This is a genomic window from Pseudoalteromonas sp. CO109Y, from assembly GCF_004208935.1.
GTDB lineage: Bacteria > Pseudomonadota > Gammaproteobacteria > Enterobacterales > Alteromonadaceae > Pseudoalteromonas > Pseudoalteromonas shioyasakiensis.
In genome coordinates this window covers 107582-125891 of sequence record NZ_SGPD01000017.1, presented here as the reverse complement: position 1 = coordinate 125891, position 18310 = coordinate 107582, and the positions used below count along the sequence as shown (strand labels likewise).

17 protein-coding genes are annotated in these 18310 nt (G+C 39.4%); all 17 read right to left on the bottom strand.

The window, feature by feature from the left end; genetic code table 11:
• Positions 1-1311, bottom strand: a complete 1311-nt coding sequence (locus EXT43_RS06755) for an aminotransferase class III-fold pyridoxal phosphate-dependent enzyme (RefSeq protein WP_063529824.1) — start codon at positions 1309-1311, stop codon at positions 1-3.
• Between the two features lie 36 nt (positions 1312-1347).
• Entirely contained in the window at positions 1348-1857 is a 510-nt protein-coding gene (locus EXT43_RS06750; protein ID WP_130166630.1) for a GNAT family N-acetyltransferase, read from the bottom strand.
• Positions 1857-3938: a 6-hydroxymethylpterin diphosphokinase MptE-like protein gene (locus EXT43_RS06745; RefSeq protein WP_130166629.1), complete on the bottom strand. Its 2082-nt coding sequence runs from the start codon at positions 3936-3938 to the stop codon at positions 1857-1859. Before EXT43_RS06745 ends, EXT43_RS06750 begins: the two co-directional genes overlap by 1 nt.
• Before the next feature lie 10 nt (positions 3939-3948).
• A complete protein-coding gene (locus EXT43_RS06740) occupies positions 3949-4248 on the bottom strand; it encodes a hypothetical protein (protein ID WP_130166628.1) in 300 nt (99 codons plus the stop codon).
• Positions 4238-4666, bottom strand: coding sequence for a flagellar export chaperone FliS (gene fliS / locus EXT43_RS06735; RefSeq protein WP_063527542.1), 429 nt, complete (start codon positions 4664-4666; stop codon positions 4238-4240). The genes EXT43_RS06740 and fliS overlap by 11 nt, the downstream gene beginning before the upstream one ends.
• A 40-nt stretch (positions 4667-4706) precedes the next feature.
• The gene (gene fliD, locus EXT43_RS06730; RefSeq protein WP_130166627.1) at positions 4707-6110 is read right to left on the bottom strand and encodes a flagellar filament capping protein FliD; all 1404 of its coding nucleotides are present in this window, start codon (positions 6108-6110) and stop codon (positions 4707-4709) included.
• Positions 6111-6134: 24 nt separating this feature from the next.
• Entirely contained in the window at positions 6135-6557 is a 423-nt protein-coding gene (locus EXT43_RS06725) for a flagellar protein FlaG (protein ID WP_130166626.1), read from the bottom strand.
• A gap of 86 nt (positions 6558-6643) precedes the next feature.
• On the bottom strand, positions 6644-7615 hold the full coding sequence (locus EXT43_RS06720) for a flagellin (RefSeq protein WP_130166625.1): 972 nt from the start codon (positions 7613-7615) through the stop codon (positions 6644-6646).
• 162 nt (positions 7616-7777) lie between these two features.
• On the bottom strand, positions 7778-8752 hold the full coding sequence (locus tag EXT43_RS06715) for a flagellin (RefSeq protein WP_130166624.1): 975 nt from the start codon (positions 8750-8752) through the stop codon (positions 7778-7780).
• A 430-nt stretch (positions 8753-9182) separates the two neighbouring features.
• Positions 9183-10154 (bottom strand): flagellin, encoded by a 972-nt coding sequence (locus EXT43_RS06710; RefSeq protein WP_130166623.1) that lies wholly within the window; start codon positions 10152-10154, stop codon positions 9183-9185.
• Between the two features lie 347 nt (positions 10155-10501).
• Positions 10502-11734, bottom strand: coding sequence for a flagellar hook-associated protein FlgL (gene flgL / locus EXT43_RS06705; protein WP_130166622.1), 1233 nt, complete (start codon positions 11732-11734; stop codon positions 10502-10504).
• Positions 11735-11736: 2 nt separating this feature from the next.
• The gene (gene flgK, locus EXT43_RS06700; RefSeq protein ID WP_058586418.1) at positions 11737-13746 is read right to left on the bottom strand and encodes a flagellar hook-associated protein FlgK; all 2010 of its coding nucleotides are present in this window, start codon (positions 13744-13746) and stop codon (positions 11737-11739) included.
• A 13-nt stretch (positions 13747-13759) separates the two neighbouring features.
• A complete protein-coding gene (gene flgJ, locus EXT43_RS06695; RefSeq protein ID WP_130166621.1) occupies positions 13760-14728 on the bottom strand; it encodes a flagellar assembly peptidoglycan hydrolase FlgJ in 969 nt (322 codons plus the stop codon).
• Between the two features lie 191 nt (positions 14729-14919).
• Positions 14920-16014: a flagellar basal body P-ring protein FlgI gene (locus EXT43_RS06690; RefSeq protein WP_054562215.1), complete on the bottom strand. Its 1095-nt coding sequence runs from the start codon at positions 16012-16014 to the stop codon at positions 14920-14922.
• A gap of 12 nt (positions 16015-16026) precedes the next feature.
• On the bottom strand, positions 16027-16710 hold the full coding sequence (flgH, locus tag EXT43_RS06685; protein ID WP_054562216.1) for a flagellar basal body L-ring protein FlgH: 684 nt from the start codon (positions 16708-16710) through the stop codon (positions 16027-16029).
• A gap of 15 nt (positions 16711-16725) precedes the next feature.
• Entirely contained in the window at positions 16726-17514 is a 789-nt protein-coding gene (gene flgG / locus EXT43_RS06680; protein ID WP_119853538.1) for a flagellar basal-body rod protein FlgG, read from the bottom strand.
• Between the two features lie 21 nt (positions 17515-17535).
• Positions 17536-18300: a flagellar basal body rod protein FlgF gene (locus EXT43_RS06675; RefSeq protein ID WP_054553307.1), complete on the bottom strand. Its 765-nt coding sequence runs from the start codon at positions 18298-18300 to the stop codon at positions 17536-17538.
• Between the last annotated feature and the right edge of the window lie 10 nt (positions 18301-18310).

Genomic DNA, 18310 nt, shown 5'->3' with positions numbered 1-18310 from the left:
TTAATTAAGCCTTTTAAATCCTGAAGTCGAAGGTATCACCCCGTCTAATAGAGTATCATCTTCTATAGCCGCGGCTAATCGTTCAAATGCTTGATCAACAGCTTTTAGATAAATCTCTACATGATGTTCTTTGTGCGCATACATGCAGTAAAACATATTAGTTGCTAACACTCCTTGCTCTAACATTTTCTCAATAAAATAAGATTTAAGTGTCAAAAAGTTTTCATTCTTTAAACTAAAATGACAAAGAGCATCAATACCAGAAACATGAATGTCAAGGCCATGCTTTTGCGCTAAACTTAGCCAGCCATCCTTAATTTTTGCACCTATTGCGGCTAGATGCTCATGGACTTGGTGTTGCTCGTAATAGTTAATCGTTGCTAATGCAGCTGTAGGTCCTACTCGTTCAGTCCACATAGTGCTTGATATAAAACTAGTTTGTGCTGCATCCATCCATTTAGACTTGCCGATGACGGCAGCCATAGCATAGCCATTAGCCATTGCCTTAGAAAAAACAGCGATATCAGGATTAATACCCAGCTTCAAATGCGAACCACCACAGTTGATCCTAAAACCCATAGATATTTCATCAATAATTAATGGGATATTTAATCGTGCTGCAATGGCCTCAACTTGCTGCCAGTACTCTTCAGATGGGGCAAAATTTCTCATTGGCTCCATCACGATGGCAGCAAGTTCATCACCATTTTCAGCAACTAACTGCTCTAGCGCTTCGATATCATTAAAAGGAAAAGGGAGTGCTGTTCCTGCTAGCGCTTTTGGAACACCTTTAGGTGAAAGGCCAGGAATTAAATGGTCGTTAAGATTACTGGTACTTGTAACATTGGCAGATAAGTACCAATCATGCCATCCATGATAACCACTAAAAGCAATTTTATCTTTACCTGTTGCTGCTCGAGCAATACGTACTGCGACAGTCATTGCTTCACCGCCACAACGAGCATATCTAACTTCTTCTGACCAAGGGTGTAATTCTAATAACTTCTCAGCAAGCTCAACATCCTCAGGGCAATTTAAGCTAGAGCTAACCCCACTTCGAATAGAATTAATAACTTTATCATCAACTTCATCTACTGCGTAACCGAGTATATTTGCACCAATACCAGAAATAGACATATCGAGGTACTCATTACCGTCAAGGTCCCACACTTGGCACCCTTTTGATTTAGAAAAATACCCAGGCCAAATATCGGTGCTAAACATATCTGGTCGCTTTGAAAGCAATTGAGTCAAACCTGGTATTATTTTTTTCGCAGTATCTTGTAAGCTAATACTTTTACTTTTTTTCATCTTAATTTCATGGCTCTTTTGGCTGGGGAAATAAAGTTAACTTTCTTTCGTCAGCTTCATTGTAATGTAGTTATCATCTTTGACTTCATCAAGATCATACCTAATAAAACCAATTTTCTCATAAGCTTTCAAAGCAGCTGTATTATTTTTATCTACCCCTAAACGAATTACGTTAATCGAATGTTGTTCATAAATATAAGTAAAGCAGGCGTTAATGACCTCCTTGGCAAGTGATTTACCGCGCCACTGCGCCTCACCAATTAGGATGCCCAAAGCAGCTTCATTATCAGACCAGTCAATTGGTTCAAATTTGAAATTACCAATGTGCTCCTCTGTTTTTTTACAGAATATTCCCCAAAACATACTATTTCTAGACGTGTTTTTTTCTTCAATGTAATCAATCAAAGAGGATAGTTGCTCTGCTTTATAAGCTATAAATTGATTTTTCGAAGCATCTGAGAACCAAGATAAATACTTTTCAGTGGCATCTTTTGCTGTTAATTGCCTTAGCAACAAACGCTCAGTTAGAATGTTTGGTACTTCCATTATCTACAAACCCTTGCATTCTTTTCATAATAGTCAGGCGCTTGCTTTATAAACTCAATCCATATAGCTAAAGCTTTATCGTAATGAGGCATAATTTCTTTTTCGTTACCAAAATTGTAAAGTAAAGATATAAGTAAAGCCGTTGTATATAAGACTTCGCCTTCCATTAGAAGAAAAATACTTCCATGCTTGATTGAAGATTTAAATGAATATAGGTACCTAACACTCCCCAAAAGTACATCTAATGCCTCATAACGATTTGTAGTTTTCTTTTCTAAAAGTGAAGCCAATGTATTTGAAAAATCTCTAAAATCGCTGAAACTCAATAAATCATCAAAGTCTAAATTTGTATCAAACTTTACAAATTTATTATTCTTCAAATAGCTAATAACATGGTTTTTTTCGTAACGTTGTTCCGTTAAAAATATATCGTCAGGATCTAAAGGTAAGGCTCCGTTTATTTTGGCTCCATTACTACAGTTATAATAACTAAGGTTTTGAGATTTAAATGAATCTATTAACCTTTCCATCTGTGAGTTACCGACACTCATAAGTTCATCCGTTAGAACTTTATCAACGAAATTCCCTGGTAACTCCCTTTGACTTCCTATTTTTATCGGCTCGTGCTCAGTTGTGCCTGCATCATTGTAGTAAAAACTTGACTTGGAATGGTGGTGTTTCTCATCGATATAACCATTATCAACACCAAATAAGTAAATTGACTTAAACCCTAAATGGCTTGCAAAACTGAGTGCGGTATTGCCTACTAGCGGGTTGCAATAAGAAAGAAAGCTCCCACCTACCTTCATCCCACTTGTATACCGACAAAATTGAATCAGATTTGTACCGGCTTCATTCCCTTTAAGTCCAAAGCCAGTCCATGAAAAAAGCCCTTGAACCTTTGGATGCATTACATTTGTTACGAGTAAATTTATTTTATTCCTATAGTTCTCAGGTAAAAAGGACTCCAAAAAGTTATAAGTTGATTCAGTCCTTTCTAATGCAACGTGAAAGTCTGGGACGATTCCGTGTTTAACCAAAGCTGTTGATGCAGAGTTACAAGAAAAGATAATTACTCTTCCTTGTAAGTCTCTAATTTTATCCAATTGATTATCTAAAGATGGTCCATTAGCTACAATAAACACAGGATACTCAGCAATATCCTTTGGAGTAAGTGAGCTATAGTCAAGTAAGTTGAAATCTGCTTTCAAATTACCAATAGAATGTGCGATACCAATTAAGGCATCATCAAAAAAACCAAAACCTGAAAAAAGTCGATGAAAGTTAACTCTAAACTTCTCAATAAACAAATTAATCGACTCAGAGGGGTAATGCTGATAAAACCATGTATGGGCTATAGAGGCCACTCCAATATTTTTAGATCTATCGTAAAAACCTTCAAATGCAGCCCCTTCATTTTCCCCTATACTCAAATAGAGAAATGAGCCATTTTTATCAATATTCTCTAAAAATTGCCCCCAATCACAAACAAACAAACTGGCAAAAAAATAATCTTCGTTTGGTTCAATTAATGTTATGTATCTGGCGCTAACTTTTTGCACTATTAGATTAAGATGATAGCCCAAGCCTACACCAAAAAGTATTAGACTAGGCATCTCATCATCTAGTTTTTCATTTATTGGCAAGCTCGCTTTTGCCTCGACATAAACACTACCTAGAGACTTCATCAAATCCACATGAATGAAGTTTGCATCATTGCTCAGATTTGCGACTTGAGAATGATCCACCTTCCCCATATGGGGAAACTGAATATTTTTCTCAACCTGCGCTTCAGCCTGACTTACAGGGTTGTCTGAATACATCGGCACGCCTGTACCATGATCGATTAGATTAGCCGTACCGTTTTCATTAAGAAGAAGTTGAAATTTATCACTTGGATTGTAATTTAGAAACTTATCATAAATTTCAGGAAAGTAGTTTTTAAAAGCCATTAAGTTATGTTCAAACATTAGATTAGCGTTTTCTGCAAATACTTGTTCTTTCTGCTGTTTTTTTAACTTTTCCTCAAGTTGCTCAGAAAGTGATTCTAATTGAGTTTCAACAGACTTTTTTTTTGTCATTATTATTTACCTACTTGATGCTTTTATATACGTTAAGCTTTTTTTGATTACTTAAATGCACACCTATTTGCTTTGCTAAATTTACTTTTAAGCCTTCAGCACGTTGCAGCAATGCACCGAACTTACTAAAAACTTCTTCACAACGCCTAATATTTTCAGGTGATAAATTATTGATATTACTGAATAGTGACCTTGCATTTTGGTCAAATTCTATAAAACTATCGTTAAATGCATCAAGGTTGTTTTTGTCTAAATGAGCGTTAAGTATCTCAATTTGATGTTCAAGTTGGGAAAATTGACTATCCGACATTTGCGTCAGCGCCATTATCTCTTAAAGTTTGTTCTCTTACTTCATGAGGGATTGCGTCCCATGCAGACTTAATTTCTTTGAGTAAGCCACTTACTTCGTCAATAATGGTTGGATCGTTCTTTATACTTGCATCTAACAATCTATCAATCATGTACGAATACAATGAATAAAGGTTCTCTGTTACTTCTCCACCTACTTCAAAATCTAAACACCCTCTTAGTGCTTCAAGGATAGCTGATGCTTTAGATAAGTGCTCACTTTTAGCTTCAAGGTGTTTTTTTTCAATGGCTACTTTTGCAAGTACCATCTTTTCAACAGCACCAGCCATTAACATTTGAATAATTTCGTAGCGGTCAGCACCTGCAATGCGAGTTTTCAGTGCTTCCTTTTGATAATTTTTTACTTTTGCGTTGTACATGGTTCACCTTTTATGTAAACGATAAAGAAACTAGCGATTATTATGACGACTTAGTAAATCCTGGAAGACTAGACAATTGAGCACTTAAGTATGTTTGAGTTGACTGCATTTGCGCTAACAGTACATCTAAGCCTGCATATTGCTGACGAAGTCTTGCTTCTAATTCTTCCATTCTATATTCATGGTTAAGAACATCATCTTCAAGGTCATCAAGTTGAGAGTTTAAGTTAGTTTCTCGTTGGTTCATGATTCCTTTAGAGTCTAAATAATTGTCAAAAAGAGACTCTAACTGTTTTGCTATCCCGTTTTCACCTGCAAAAGCCTTGCCAATATCATCGTAATTTTCGTCCATTGCTTCGTTTAAGCTGCGGACTAAGCTCGACTTTTCAAGGTAACCTTCTTTATCAACACCTAAACCAATATCAAAGATGCTTGAAAATGGACCAGCATCAGAAATTGGAGTTGAAAGAGCATTGATTAGCTGTGAATCAAAAGAACGGATTGTTGAATCTGCATTTAAAGGTTTGCCAACTCTAGTTTGTAAGCCAATTTGACCGATTAGGTTATTATAGTTAGCAATAAATTCATCGACTAACTTAGTAACACTTTCTGTGTCTACGTCCACAGATAACTTTGCTGTTTCACCGTCAACACTTTGTCGTTTTGCAACAATTGTCATGTCTTGCACAGCATCTTTGAAAGTGTTGGTTTCACTAATAATCGAAATACCATCCACTTTGATTTCTGCACTTTTAGCTTCATCACCTGATGCAATAGCAATACCGCCAGCACTAACACCATCATTAGCGAGTGTTGAAACATTATCAAGTTCAGCATTGTCATTAGTAATAACTAAATCATTACCTGCACCAGATACATTTGACGTGAGAACCAATTTTGATTCTGTGCCCGTGTTGATAATATTCGCAGTGACACCAAAATTGTCATCAGAGTCATTAATTGCATCTCGTAAGTCTGCTAATGTCGCACCAGCATCGAGTGTTAAGTCAAAACTCTTATCACCAGCAGCAAAAGATAGAGTACCACCAGAAGCTGTAACAACATCGTCTGTTGAAGTAAATAAGCCATCATTGGAAGTTGCGCGACTCCCCTGAGCAAGCTCTAACACTTCAATATTGAAGTCCCCTGGTGAAATATCTGAAGTTGGTGTTACAGAGATCAGATCACCATCGTCACTTGTTGGTTGCTTAATGTTAGCTATACGCTTGTTAAAGTTATCTATATCAGCTAACTTTTCAATAGTGTCCTGAAGCTTTGACATTGCAGACTTAACTTCGCCTAACGAAGAAAGTTCAACTTGTAAGGTTTCTTCTTTTTCAGCAAAAGCATTCATTTTTGGAGTATCTTCAGCTGATAGTGTCGCACTGATGATGCTTTCTAGATCAAGTCCAGAACCAACTCCAGCAGATGTAATTAATGCCATTGTAATACTCCTAAAATATTAACTTTATGCAGTTCTATCGAACAACAAACCTTTATTGCTTAATTTATCGGCAAACTCTTCTAAAGCTTTAGCCACTTCTCGAAATTCTTCTGTTGGAATTTCTCGAATTACTTCATCATTTTCTTTATCAAGAACTTTGATAATGGGTGGATCCCCTTTTTCATCAAATTCAAAAATTAAATTTGTTGATGTAACTGGGATATAACTATTAAGCTTTTCTAAGTTTTGTTTTACTTCGGCAATTAGATCTTTTTTGTCTTTTTGCTCATTTTGTTTAGAAACCAGCTCAATATCCACCGCCTCTCTTCCAGCAAGTTCTGTGCCTTTATTTGCTTTAATATCATCGATTTCAGCTTTTAAATTTGCAGAATTTCCACTGGTATCAAGGTTATCATTAGACCTTTGTGTTGAATTAAGATCTATCATAGTAACACCTCTTAATATCTTACTCGTTAAGTATAAGCCACTTCAAAGCAAATTTCCTGAGTCTGAAGTGACTTATAAAACAAATATTAGCCTAGTAGTGAAAGTGCTACTTGAGGGCGTTGATTTGCTTGACTTAAGATTGATTGGCTCGCTTGCTGTAAGATTTGCATCTTAGTTAAGTTAGCAGTTTCAGTCGCGAAGTCTGTATCTTGGATACGTGATTTCGCAGCACTTAAGTTTTCAGCAATATTTGATTGGTTACGAATAGTAGATTGGAAACGGTTTTGCACCGCACCTAGCTCTGCACGCTTTTTATCAACAACGGCAATTAAAGAATCCATACCTGCCATTACAGCTTGCGCATTTGCTTGTGAAGATACACTTATGCCTTCTTTGGTGAATACATCAGCAAAACTACTGTCATCTGGAGCCGCACCTACATCAGCACTAATCGTTCCAGTAGTTGCGCTAAGAGTTTCCCCAGTTACCGCACTTGCAATACCTGCGATACCAGACATCGTAAAGCCGCCATTCGCTGAAATTGTATTTGCACCTGAAGTTGTAGCACCAACATCTTTCATACTAAAGCCAATCGTTTGAACTGCGTCAGCACCGACTTGGAATTTAGCATCATATGAACCATCTAGTAGGTTTTGACCACCGAAAGTAGTATCTTCGGCGACACGATTCACTTCTTTAGAAAGAGAGCGAATCTCTTCTTGAAGAGCTAGACGGTCTTCATCAGTATTCGAACCGTTCGATGCTTGTTGTGCTAGAGTACGAATACGTTGGAACATTGATGTTACTTCATCAAGTGCACCCTCAGCTGTTTGTGCAAGTGAAATACCATCATTCGCATTTCGGTTACCTTGATTCAAACCATTAACTTGGCTTGTAAGACGGTTAGCAATCTGCATACCTGCAGCATCGTCTTTTGCACTGTTAATACGTAAACCTGATGAAAGGCGTTGGAAAGAAGTATCTAAAGAGTTACCAGATTTCATTAGCTGGCGCTGTGCGTTCAAAGAACTCACATTAGTGTTTACATATAAAGCCATATTAGCCTCCGCTTTATCATTTTATAGCTAAACAGCGGGATACCCCTACCCTGCTATTTAACCGACATAGAGTCCTAGATTGATAGTTCTCTAACTCATTTATCGTCTGATAAAGCGAAAGCTTTAGCTTTATTTGTAAATTTTTTAACTATTTTTTAAATTTTAACCTTGTAATAAGCTTAGAGCCGCTTGAGGTCTTTGATTTGCTTGACCTAAAATTGTTTGGCTTGCTTGTTGTAAAATTTGATTTTTAGTTAGTGCAGCTGTTTCAGCTGCGAAATCAGCATCTTTAATACGCGATTTTGCAGCAGATAAGTTTTCTGAAATATTTGCTTGGTTACGAATAGTCGATTGAAAACGGTTTTGCACTGCACCTAGCTCTGCACGCTTTTTATCAACAACTGCGATTAAGGAATCCATACCAGCCATAACAGCTTGTGCATTAGCTTGAGAAGAAACACTAATACCATCTTCAGTAAAAACATCCTCAAATGACGTATTATCAGCAGCTGCACCAACCGAAGCACTGATAGTTCCAGTAGTAGAAGATAACGCTCCACCAGATACTGCGCTAGCTACACTTGCTATACCTGAAAGAGTAAAACCGCCGTTTGAGGAAACTGAATTTTGACCAGATGAACTAGCACCAATCTCTCGCATACTAAAACCGATTGTTTGTACTGCATCAGCACCTACTTGAAAGCTCGCTTGATAACTCCCATCCAGCAAGTTTTGTCCACCAAATGTCGTGTCTGTCGCAATTCTATTTACCTCAGAAGATAGTTGTCTTATCTCTTCTTGAATTGCTAAGCGGTCTTCATCAGTATTCGAGCCATTTGCAGCTTGTTGCGACAAAGTTCGAATACGCTGGAAAGCTGAAGTTATCTCCTCTAAGGCCCCCTCAGCAGTTTGAGCAAGTGAAATGCCATCATTCGCATTTCGGTTACCTTGATTCAAACCCAAAATTTGTGATTGTAGACGGTCAGAAATTTGTAAACCAGCCGCATCATCAGCAGCACTGTTAATACGTAAGCCTGATGACAGGCGCTTAAACGAGGTATCTAAATCTGTACCTGTTCTATCTAACTGTCTTTGTGCGTTTAGTGCACTAACATTAGTATTTACATATAAAGCCATAATAAACTCTCTTCTTATCTGTCAAAGTAAAGTCACTTTCAAAAAGTGAATTTGACAAAGTGACCCTTACAGCGGCAAATCTAAGTCGCCTGGGGCAAAAAACTGCCACTTTGCTGGTTAGTTAATTAACTTGAAGTAAATAGAGCAATTAATAGGCCAACTATTAATTTAGTTTAAAAAAGGAACGAAAAAGGCTCCATGTAGGAGCCTTAAGAGAGATAAGTTTAAGAGTGGGTTTAATAACACAAATTATGGCATAATCTGTGCTTTATATTTTATGTTCTTACAAATGTTAGAACACTACTATCAGGATTTTGAGCGCCTCCGCTTTATAATCCTATCTTAGCGCCTTTGTTAATACCCCATTAGACAAAGGCGCTTTTCTTTAAGTCAAAGTTTTGACTTCACTTTGGCTCAAATTCCCCAACTATTAACCTAATAAGCTTAGTGCCGCTTGAGGACGTTGGTTAGCTTGACTCAAGATTGTTTGGCTAGCTTGTTGTAAGATTTGCATCTTAGTTAAGTTAGCCGTTTCTTGTGCAAAGTCAGTATCTTTGATACGAGACTGAGCAGCACTTAGGTTTTCAGAGATATTCGATTGGTTACGAATAGTTGATTGAAAACGGTTTTGCACCGCACCTAACTCAGCACGTTTTTTATCAACTACCGCGATTAATGCATCCATACCAGCCATTACAGCTTGAGCATTTGCTTGTGAAGATACACTTATGCCTTCTTTGGTGAATACATCAGCAAAACTACTGTCATCTGGAGCCGCACCTACCTCAGCACTAATCGTTCCAGTAGTTGCGCTAAGGGTTTCCCCAGTTACCGCACTTGCAATACCTGCGATACCAGACATCGTAAAGCCGCCATTCGCTGAAATTGTATTTGCACCTGAAGTTGTAGCACCAACATCTTTCATGCTAAAACCAATCGTTTGAACTGCGTCAGCACCGACTTGGAATTTAGCATCATAAGTGCCGTTAAGAAGGTTTTGGCCACCAAAAGTAGTATCTTCAGCGACACGATTTACTTCTTTAGAAAGTGCACGAATTTCTTCTTGAAGCGCTAAACGATCTTCATCTGTGTTTGAACCATTAGCAGCTTGCTGTGATAATGTACGAATACGTTGGAACATTGATGTTACTTCGTCTAGTGCACCTTCAGCTGTTTGAGCTAAAGAGATACCGTCGTTCGCATTACGGTTACCTTGGTTAAGACCGTTAATTTGCGATGTTAAACGGTCTGAAATTTGTAGACCTGCCGCATCGTCAGCTGCGCTGTTGATACGAAGACCTGATGATAAACGCTTGAATGAAGTATCAAGTGAGTTACCTGAATTCATTAATTGTCTTTGAGCGTTTAATGAACTAACATTTGTATTTACATAAAGTGCCATGATATTTCTCCCGAAGTAAACTTATCATTTACTCTCAAACTTACTCTAATTAAGCGGTAACTGTTATTTGTTACTCTGCTTGGTTAATTAAGTTATCGGTCCGCTCAAAAAATCCTTTAGTGAATTTTTAAACAATTTTTCATTTTTCATTTAACGCACTGTATTTAAAGTAAAAATATTTAACACTTTTAACTAAACATAGCTTCTGGTTGTCAATAAAATCGTTGCTGTGAAGTATTGCTGAAGATCAAAACGCGACAAAGAGTGCGTTAAAACCGCTTTTAAAGTGTGAAGCTTAAGGAAGGTTTTGTAGGTTAAGCTTATTAAATAAGCTTAACCTACAAAAATTATAAGTAATCAAATAATGAGAGGTTAGCCAAACGGCCAAATGTTGCCTGTGCAGCTTGAAGTGATGTTTCCTGTTTGGTGAGTTCAGTAATCGCTTCAGCCATATCAAGCTCAACAAGCTCAGCTTTTGCAGCTTTATTGCTAGTATCTAAGTCACCGTTTGATTGTTCAATTTTCTTGGCTGTATTTAAGCGACCACCCAAACCGGCCTGAACAAGTGAAACCTGATTTTTGGCATTATCGAGTTGTACAATGGCATCAGCTAAAACTTGATCAAACTCTTCTTGAGTTAAATCAGGATTGGTTAGCCCTGCAATCAGATCGTCCAAAGTATTTAACGCATTCTCTTTTTGTGGTGCTTCAAGGTCAACATCAACTTGGCCGTTAGCCACAGGATCAATGGTAACCTTCATCCCCTTATAAATAATTTTGCCGTCTTCAAAGCTGCCACTATCAATCGTTACACCAGCTTGCTGCACAACAAATGTATTAGGTGTGCCTGTGGTAGTAATAAAGCTTAGTGTATTGGCATTTGCGGCTGCGGCAGGATCAGCGTTGTAATTTGCCTGATGGAATTTATCGAAATCAGCTTGCTCAGTAACATAAATTTTTGAGCTTGTAATACCGCCGGACACAGTGCCGTCGTTTGATGCCACATTTAGTCGAGCATTTACTTTTTCGAATGTATCAAAACCATTGTCACTTGATTTGATTTCTACACCTTCAGCCACTTTGATCTTGTGTTGCCCCTGATCGCCGCCATATTCATAGCGACCAGACGTACTATTGTAGCTATAAGATGGGGTATTATCTTGGTAACCCGAAAAGATAAATTTACCGTCTTCGGTCTTTGCATTCATCAAATCAAGTACCGTACTTTGTAATGCTTTAACTTCTTCAGCAATACCTTCACGGTCGATATCACTATAGGCACCGTTACCAGCTTGAATCGATAACGTATAGGCGGACTCAAGTGCGCCTTTAATATTTTGCAGCACACTTTCTTCTGTCGTTAGGCGGCTATTCAGCATAGTAATGTTTTTTGTGAACTGTTCATTACCCTGAATGCGATCTGTATAAAGTAACGCGCGAGCCGTTGCGGAAGGATCGTCAGCAGCAGTTAATACACGCTTTTGGGTATTAACCTGCTCTTGCGCTTTGTTTACATTTTGTTGTGAGTTAAGAATAGAATTAAGGTTATTCTTATACATCATGTTATTTGAAATACGCATAATTACCTCGCCGCACTTAATAAGGTGTCAAAAATAGTACGTGCTGTTGAAAGTACCTGTGCTGATGCAGCATACGATTGTTGAAAGCGCAGTAAATTTGCCGCTTCTTCATCAAGGTTTACACCTGATAGTGATTCATACCAAGCTTCAGACTGATCAGCCAATGCTGTAAAGGCCGCGCCATTCGTTTGGGCTTGACTAGTCACTACACCAATATCAGTGACAATGCCAGAATAGGCTTGATTAAACGTTTTATGATTATCGGCTGTACTACTTGCTTCAACATTTTGACGCACTAGCTCACCATTTTGTAAATCGGCCAATAGCAAACCATTACGGTTATCATCAAATCCACCAGTGTTAAACTCTACTGTGAAGGTGTCACCTGTTGCAGGTGATCCTTCAATATTGAAGTCAAATCCGTAGGTATCATATGGCGCCCCTGCTTGAGCAAGAATATTTTCAGCAGGTGGTGTAATGGTAAAGGTCGATGTACCGTTACCATCTGTAATTTGATACTCGTTAGCATTCGCCGTTTTCACTAACGTGATATCGCCATTCGCCAAACTCGGTGGAGGACCCACGGTAATACCCGTTGAGTTGTCAATATCGGACACTGTGCCAGCAGAAATACTTGCATCACTGGTATTATTGATATCGTTCGCAGTTCGAATAGGTGATGCTAACGCTAAATCTTCAGGACGTTCAGTTGCAAGCTCTAAGCTAGTTGCAGCCTGAGAGTTCAACTTAACCATAAATTGGTCACCAGTATTTGCAGCTCCTGATACGTTGAGTTGTAAACCAAACGCTTCACCACCCGTAATAGTTGATGAGTCAATCACACCGGCAGTCACATTCGCTGTAGATGCGGTGCCAATAGGCTCACCTTTATTATCGATTGCCTGAATCTCAACAGTGGTTGCACTGGTATAAGTAACGATAAAGTCACTTGCTGGCAATTCGCTGCCTTTACCAGGTTCAAGGGTTGCCGTCATTGTTGATGTGCCCGTATTGGCTTGATAACCAAACGCATCTACCGTTGGAATAGCAAAAATATCGCCGCCAATTTCACCATTAGCGTCCATACCTAAGCTATTTTGTTGGTTAAAGGCATCGGCTAATGCTAAGCCCATTTGACCAAGTTGGTTTTGCGCTGGCACTAAAATATCGTCACGAAATGCCAGTAAGCCACCAATTTTGCCTTTCAATTTACTCACATCAACTTCAAGCGGCACGGCTTTGCCACCGTTTACATCAAGTTTTAATTCTTTAAAGTTCGGATCAGGATCGCCACTGAATGAAAACAGATTAAATGTGCCACTTTGCATGACAAGTGCTTGACCAGAGCCTAAATACACTTGTTTCTCGCCGTTATTACCATCGAGTGTTTCAATATCAATCAGCTCAGATAAGTCACGAATTGCTTTATCACGTTCATTATATAAACCACTTGATACTGACTCACGATCAGTACCATGAACCGAAGCAATCTTGGTATTTAAATCACTGATATTTTGGATCAGGTTATTTGCTTCATCTGAAAAGATTTCTAGCTGCTCATTTACTACTGCTTTTTGGTCAACCACAATGCTCGATAATCTGTCCATTTGATCAATCAAATTTTGTGCATCCGTCATGACCAGTGAACGAGCTACTGTTGATGACGGTTGGTTTAAGCTTTCTTGTACATTGTTAAAAAACGAATTTACGCTCGTTGATAAGCTGTTTGACTCTTCTGAAAACAAGCTATCTACACGGCTTGCTTCAGTTACAAACTGATCAAAGAACGCTTTATTAGAGGTATCTCTATTTAATTGCTTTTGTGCAAATTCATTTAGTAAGCGATACGTTTCACCACGGCCGACTTGGTTATCGATCATGGTTGTGAACTCAGTACGCTCACGCACATAGCCCTCGGTATTAACGTTGGCGATGTTTTTACTGGTGGTTTGTAAAAGCTCAGAGTTAGCTCTTACACCGGCATTTGCTATGTCATATAAGCTAAATGACATGAGGGTCTACTCCTTAACGTACCAATGAAGCAGCGACGCTTTGAAGCTCAACGCGCTTCAATACCTGCTTAATTTTATCGGCATAATTTGGATCTGTTGCATAGCCTGCTTTTTGTAACGAATCTAAAAAGGCAGCAGGTTCTGCGGTATTATTAAGTGCTTCTTGATAACGTGGGTTTTCATTTAAAAAATCCACAAAGTCGTTCACACTGTCTTTAATCGATTGATAAGAGCGAAAACTTGCTTGCTTTTTAACTGGCACACCTTGTTCAAACTCAAGCGTGACTTTGCTTGCTTTATCACCTTGCCAGCTCCTATCCGATTTAATATTGAATAAGTTGTTACTACTTGTGCCATCAGCTTTACTGATGATGTGTTTACCCCAGCCCGTTTCAAGTGCTGCTTGAGCAACCATCACAGCTGGGTTTAAGCCAATTTTCTCAGCAGCATTTTTAGCGTGCTCCCAAACAGAGCTAATGAAAGATTCAGCATCTTCAAAGCGATTTTCTGATTGCTCGTTCGCTGATGTATCCTCGACAGTTTGTGGTTTAGCCTTAGCCTCAGTAGTGCTATCAACAGCACCGCTTGCGCGTTTATCACTAGCAAAGTCAGCCGTCGTTCTAAGTACAGAACCTGGTGTAAACTCTTTACCGTCTGGCGAGAGTTGCTGAACAATCAAGTCAGCTAGACCCAGCGAACCATTTGATGAAAGCTCAACCGACATTTGTTGGTCATGCATCTCTTCAAAAAATTTAACGCCGCTTGAATTAAATGGGCTGTCTTTATCTTCAAACGCTTCATTTGCTTTACGCATACTTTTAAGCAGCATCTGAGTGAAGATAGATTCAAATTGTGCCGCCGCTTTTTTCAGCGCCTCTTTAGACGCATCGCTAGAGGCATCACTTTTTAAAGCATTTTGACGTAACGAGTCTAAGTTGCCTAAATCAAAAAAGTTTTGCTTGTCGAGATGATTAGTATCCATCAGCTTTTTGACACAATAGTTAATAATGAAATTTAAAATGCAAAAATTGCGCCAATAAAAAACTTTATAAATGAATGGCTAATAACTGATACAGGAATGGAGTAACTTCAGAGCCAAGATTTTGGCTGATGTTTATACACTGAACGATTAAGGTATAGAAACAAAAAACGCGCTCGAAAGCGCGTTTTAATTTAAATGATAACCAGTTGCCCGTTTATCGCCCCCGCTTCTTTTAAAGCTTCAAGGATTGCCATTAAATCACCCGGTGCGGCCCCAACTTCATTGATTGCACGCACGAGATCATCAAGATTAACACCTGGATTAAATACAAAAGCACGAGAATCATCTTCGTTCACATCAATAATACTTTGATTGGTAACGGTAGTTTCACCATCACTTAAAGCATTTGGCTGTGACACATTTTGCTGCTCAGCAATGGTGACCGTTAAACCACCATGTGTAATCGCCGCAGGCTGTAGCTTCACGTTTTTGCCAATCACTATTGTGCCTGTGCGAGAGTTCACAATAATTTTTGCTGCTGTGTCTGCTGGCTTAAACTCTAAGTTTTCAAGTGTCGACAAATAAGCAACACGTTGAGAAGCATCTCGCGGTGCTAACACTCGTACTGAAGCTGCATCGATTGCCTGAGCACTGTCAGGACCCACTAAATCATTAATAGTTTGCTCTAAGCGTTTAGCCGTTGTGAAATCAGGACGATTTAAATTAAAGGTAATGTAGTCACCTTGCATAAACGGGCTCTTAATAGCACGCTCTACAATGGCACCGTTTGGAATACGGCCCACTGTGGGTGTGTTAATAATTACACGGCTACCGTCTGCCCCTTCAGCACCTAGACCTCCTACAACTAAGCTGCCTTGTGCAATTGCATAAGTATTGCCATCAACCCCTTTCAGGAAGGTTTGTAATAAGGTACCGCCACGTAAACTACCCGCACTACCGATAGACGAAACCGTAATATCAATGGTTTGACCGGGTTTTCTAAATGCCGGTAACTCTGCATGCACAGCCACAGCTGCAACATTTTTAATCTTAGGTTTTAAGCTATCAGGTAAGGTAATACCAAAACCATTCAGCATGGCTTTAAAGCTTTGTTGAGTAAATCGGCTTTGTTCACCTGTGCCAGGCAAACCGACAACCAAACCATAACCCACTAATTGGTTTGCGCGCACGCCCTCAACCATAGATACATCTTTGACTCGCTCAGCCTGTGCAGAAAACTGCAGGCTAATTAAGCAAAGAGCGATGATGTATTTAAACCCATTCATGACTTTATTCCTCTAAAATGGGAAAAGCGAACTACTAAAGAAACGAGACAGCCAACCTGCACTTTGTGTTTCTTGAATTTGCCCTTTACCTGAGTATTGAATTCGCGCATTAGCAATACGGTTTGATGTGACCGTGTTATCTGCTTGAACATCTTCAGGACGAACTAAGCCTTCAAGGCGAATAAATTCTTCACCGGTATTCAAAGTGAGCCATTTTTCACCGCGAATAACCAAGTTTCCATTAGGTAAAACACGCATCACATTGACAGAAATATCACCAAATAAGCTGTTTGATTGATTAGACTTTGAATCACCTTTAAACGATGCCCCAGAACCAATACCAAACTGTATGCTATCACCACCAATATTCACCGGATTACCGCCAAGGCCTATAACAGGGTCTAAACTGGCGTCCGTTTCTTTATCGGTTTCGGTTTTAGCGGCTTTGGTGGCTTGCGTTGACTCTTGCAATTTAACCGTAATGATATCGCCAGCACGCAGTGCCTTTTTATCTGAGTACAAGTCATCTGCTGAATAACTATCAAACAACGAACCCGTTGGTACCATCGGCTCTGTTGTTGGCTCAGGGTACATAGGCGCATAGTAAGGGTCATCCTGAACCACATGATGATTTTGCGTTGTCATACAACCACCCAGCATTAATGCTGCCGATGTGACTAAGATAATATTACGCATGCTGCCTCCTACCCATTAAAGCTGTTGATTGATGTAACTAAGCATTTCATCAACCGCTGAAATCACTTTTGAATTCATTTCATAAATTCGTTGTGTTTCGATCAAGTTAACAAGCTCTTCAGTTACATTCACATTAGACGTTTCTAGAGAACCTTGAACCACCGTACCTAAACCATCGATACCTGGGTTACCTTGCACAGGCGCACCACTCACAGCGGTTTCGGTGTATAAGTTTTGTCCCATAGGCTCAAGACCCGATGGATTAATAAAATCACTAATCGTTAGCTGACCAATGACCACGTTGTCTGCTTGCCCTGAAATACGCACTGACACTTCACCATCTTGTGAAACAGTGATTGATTGCGCATCGTCTGGAACATTCATTTCCGGCTGTAAAGGAAAACCTGCGCCCGACGTTACAATGCGGCCATCTTCGTCAGTCGTGAATTGACCGTTACGCGAATAGGCAATGTTGCCATCTGGCAATTGCACTTCAAAAAAACCTGGTCCTGAAATCATCCAGTCCAATGAATTTTCAGTGGTAAGCATGTTACCTTGTGAAAAGTTCTTTTGGTTAGCTACCACTTTGGCACCGGCACCAAGCATTAAACCCGATGGCATTTCAGTGTCTTGAGATGAACGACCACCTGGTTGATTGATGTTTTGATATAGTAAATCTTCAAATACGGCGCGGCTTTTTTTATAGCCTACCGTGCTGGCATTCGCGAGATTATTTGAGATCACCGAAATATCGGTTTGCTGGGCGTCAAGCCCGGTTTTACTGATCCATAATGCAGGATTCATAACTCTACCCTCTCAGTCATCTTAAACAATGCGTAACAGCTGATCTTGACGCTCGTCGAGCTCTTCGGCTGTTTTCATTAATTTAACTTGTAATTCAAATTGGCGTTGATTGCTGATCATGTCGACCATTTCATGCACTGGGTTTACGTTCGACATTTCAAGCGTACCCGACAGTACTTTTACGTTTGGTGAAATATCACAAAAACCACAAAGGTCATTGACCAACATGTCTTCTTTTGGTCGAAATAAACCGTCATTACCTTTTTCAAGCTGAGTGTTATCAGCCTCAATCACTTTTAAGCGATCAACCACTTCCAAAAAGTTTGCTGGCGCTCCTTGTGGGCGAACCTGAATAGCACCGTCTTCACTAAACTCAACTTTCTCGATAGGTAATGGCAAAATGATTGGACCACCTTCGCCAATTACTTGACGGCCATGGCTAGTGATCAACGCGCCATCTGGAGTAATGTTTAATGTGCCAGTTTTGGTGTACGCCTCATTGCCTGATGCATCTTGTACACTCAACCAACCACGGTCACTCATCGCGATATCAAGCTCGCGGCCAGTTTCAACAAAACCACCCGATTCCATATTAGATCCAGGGCGTTCTTGCATTGCAAACACCCTAGATGGCAGACCTTCACCGAAGGCTTGCATAGAGCGAGCTTGTGCAAAATCAGCTTTAAAGCCAGTGGTGTTAGCATTAGCAAGGTTGTTGGCCTTGAGTTCAAGACCTCGCAAACTTTGTTTAGCACCCGACATGGCAATGTAGACCATTTTGTCCATAACATTGACT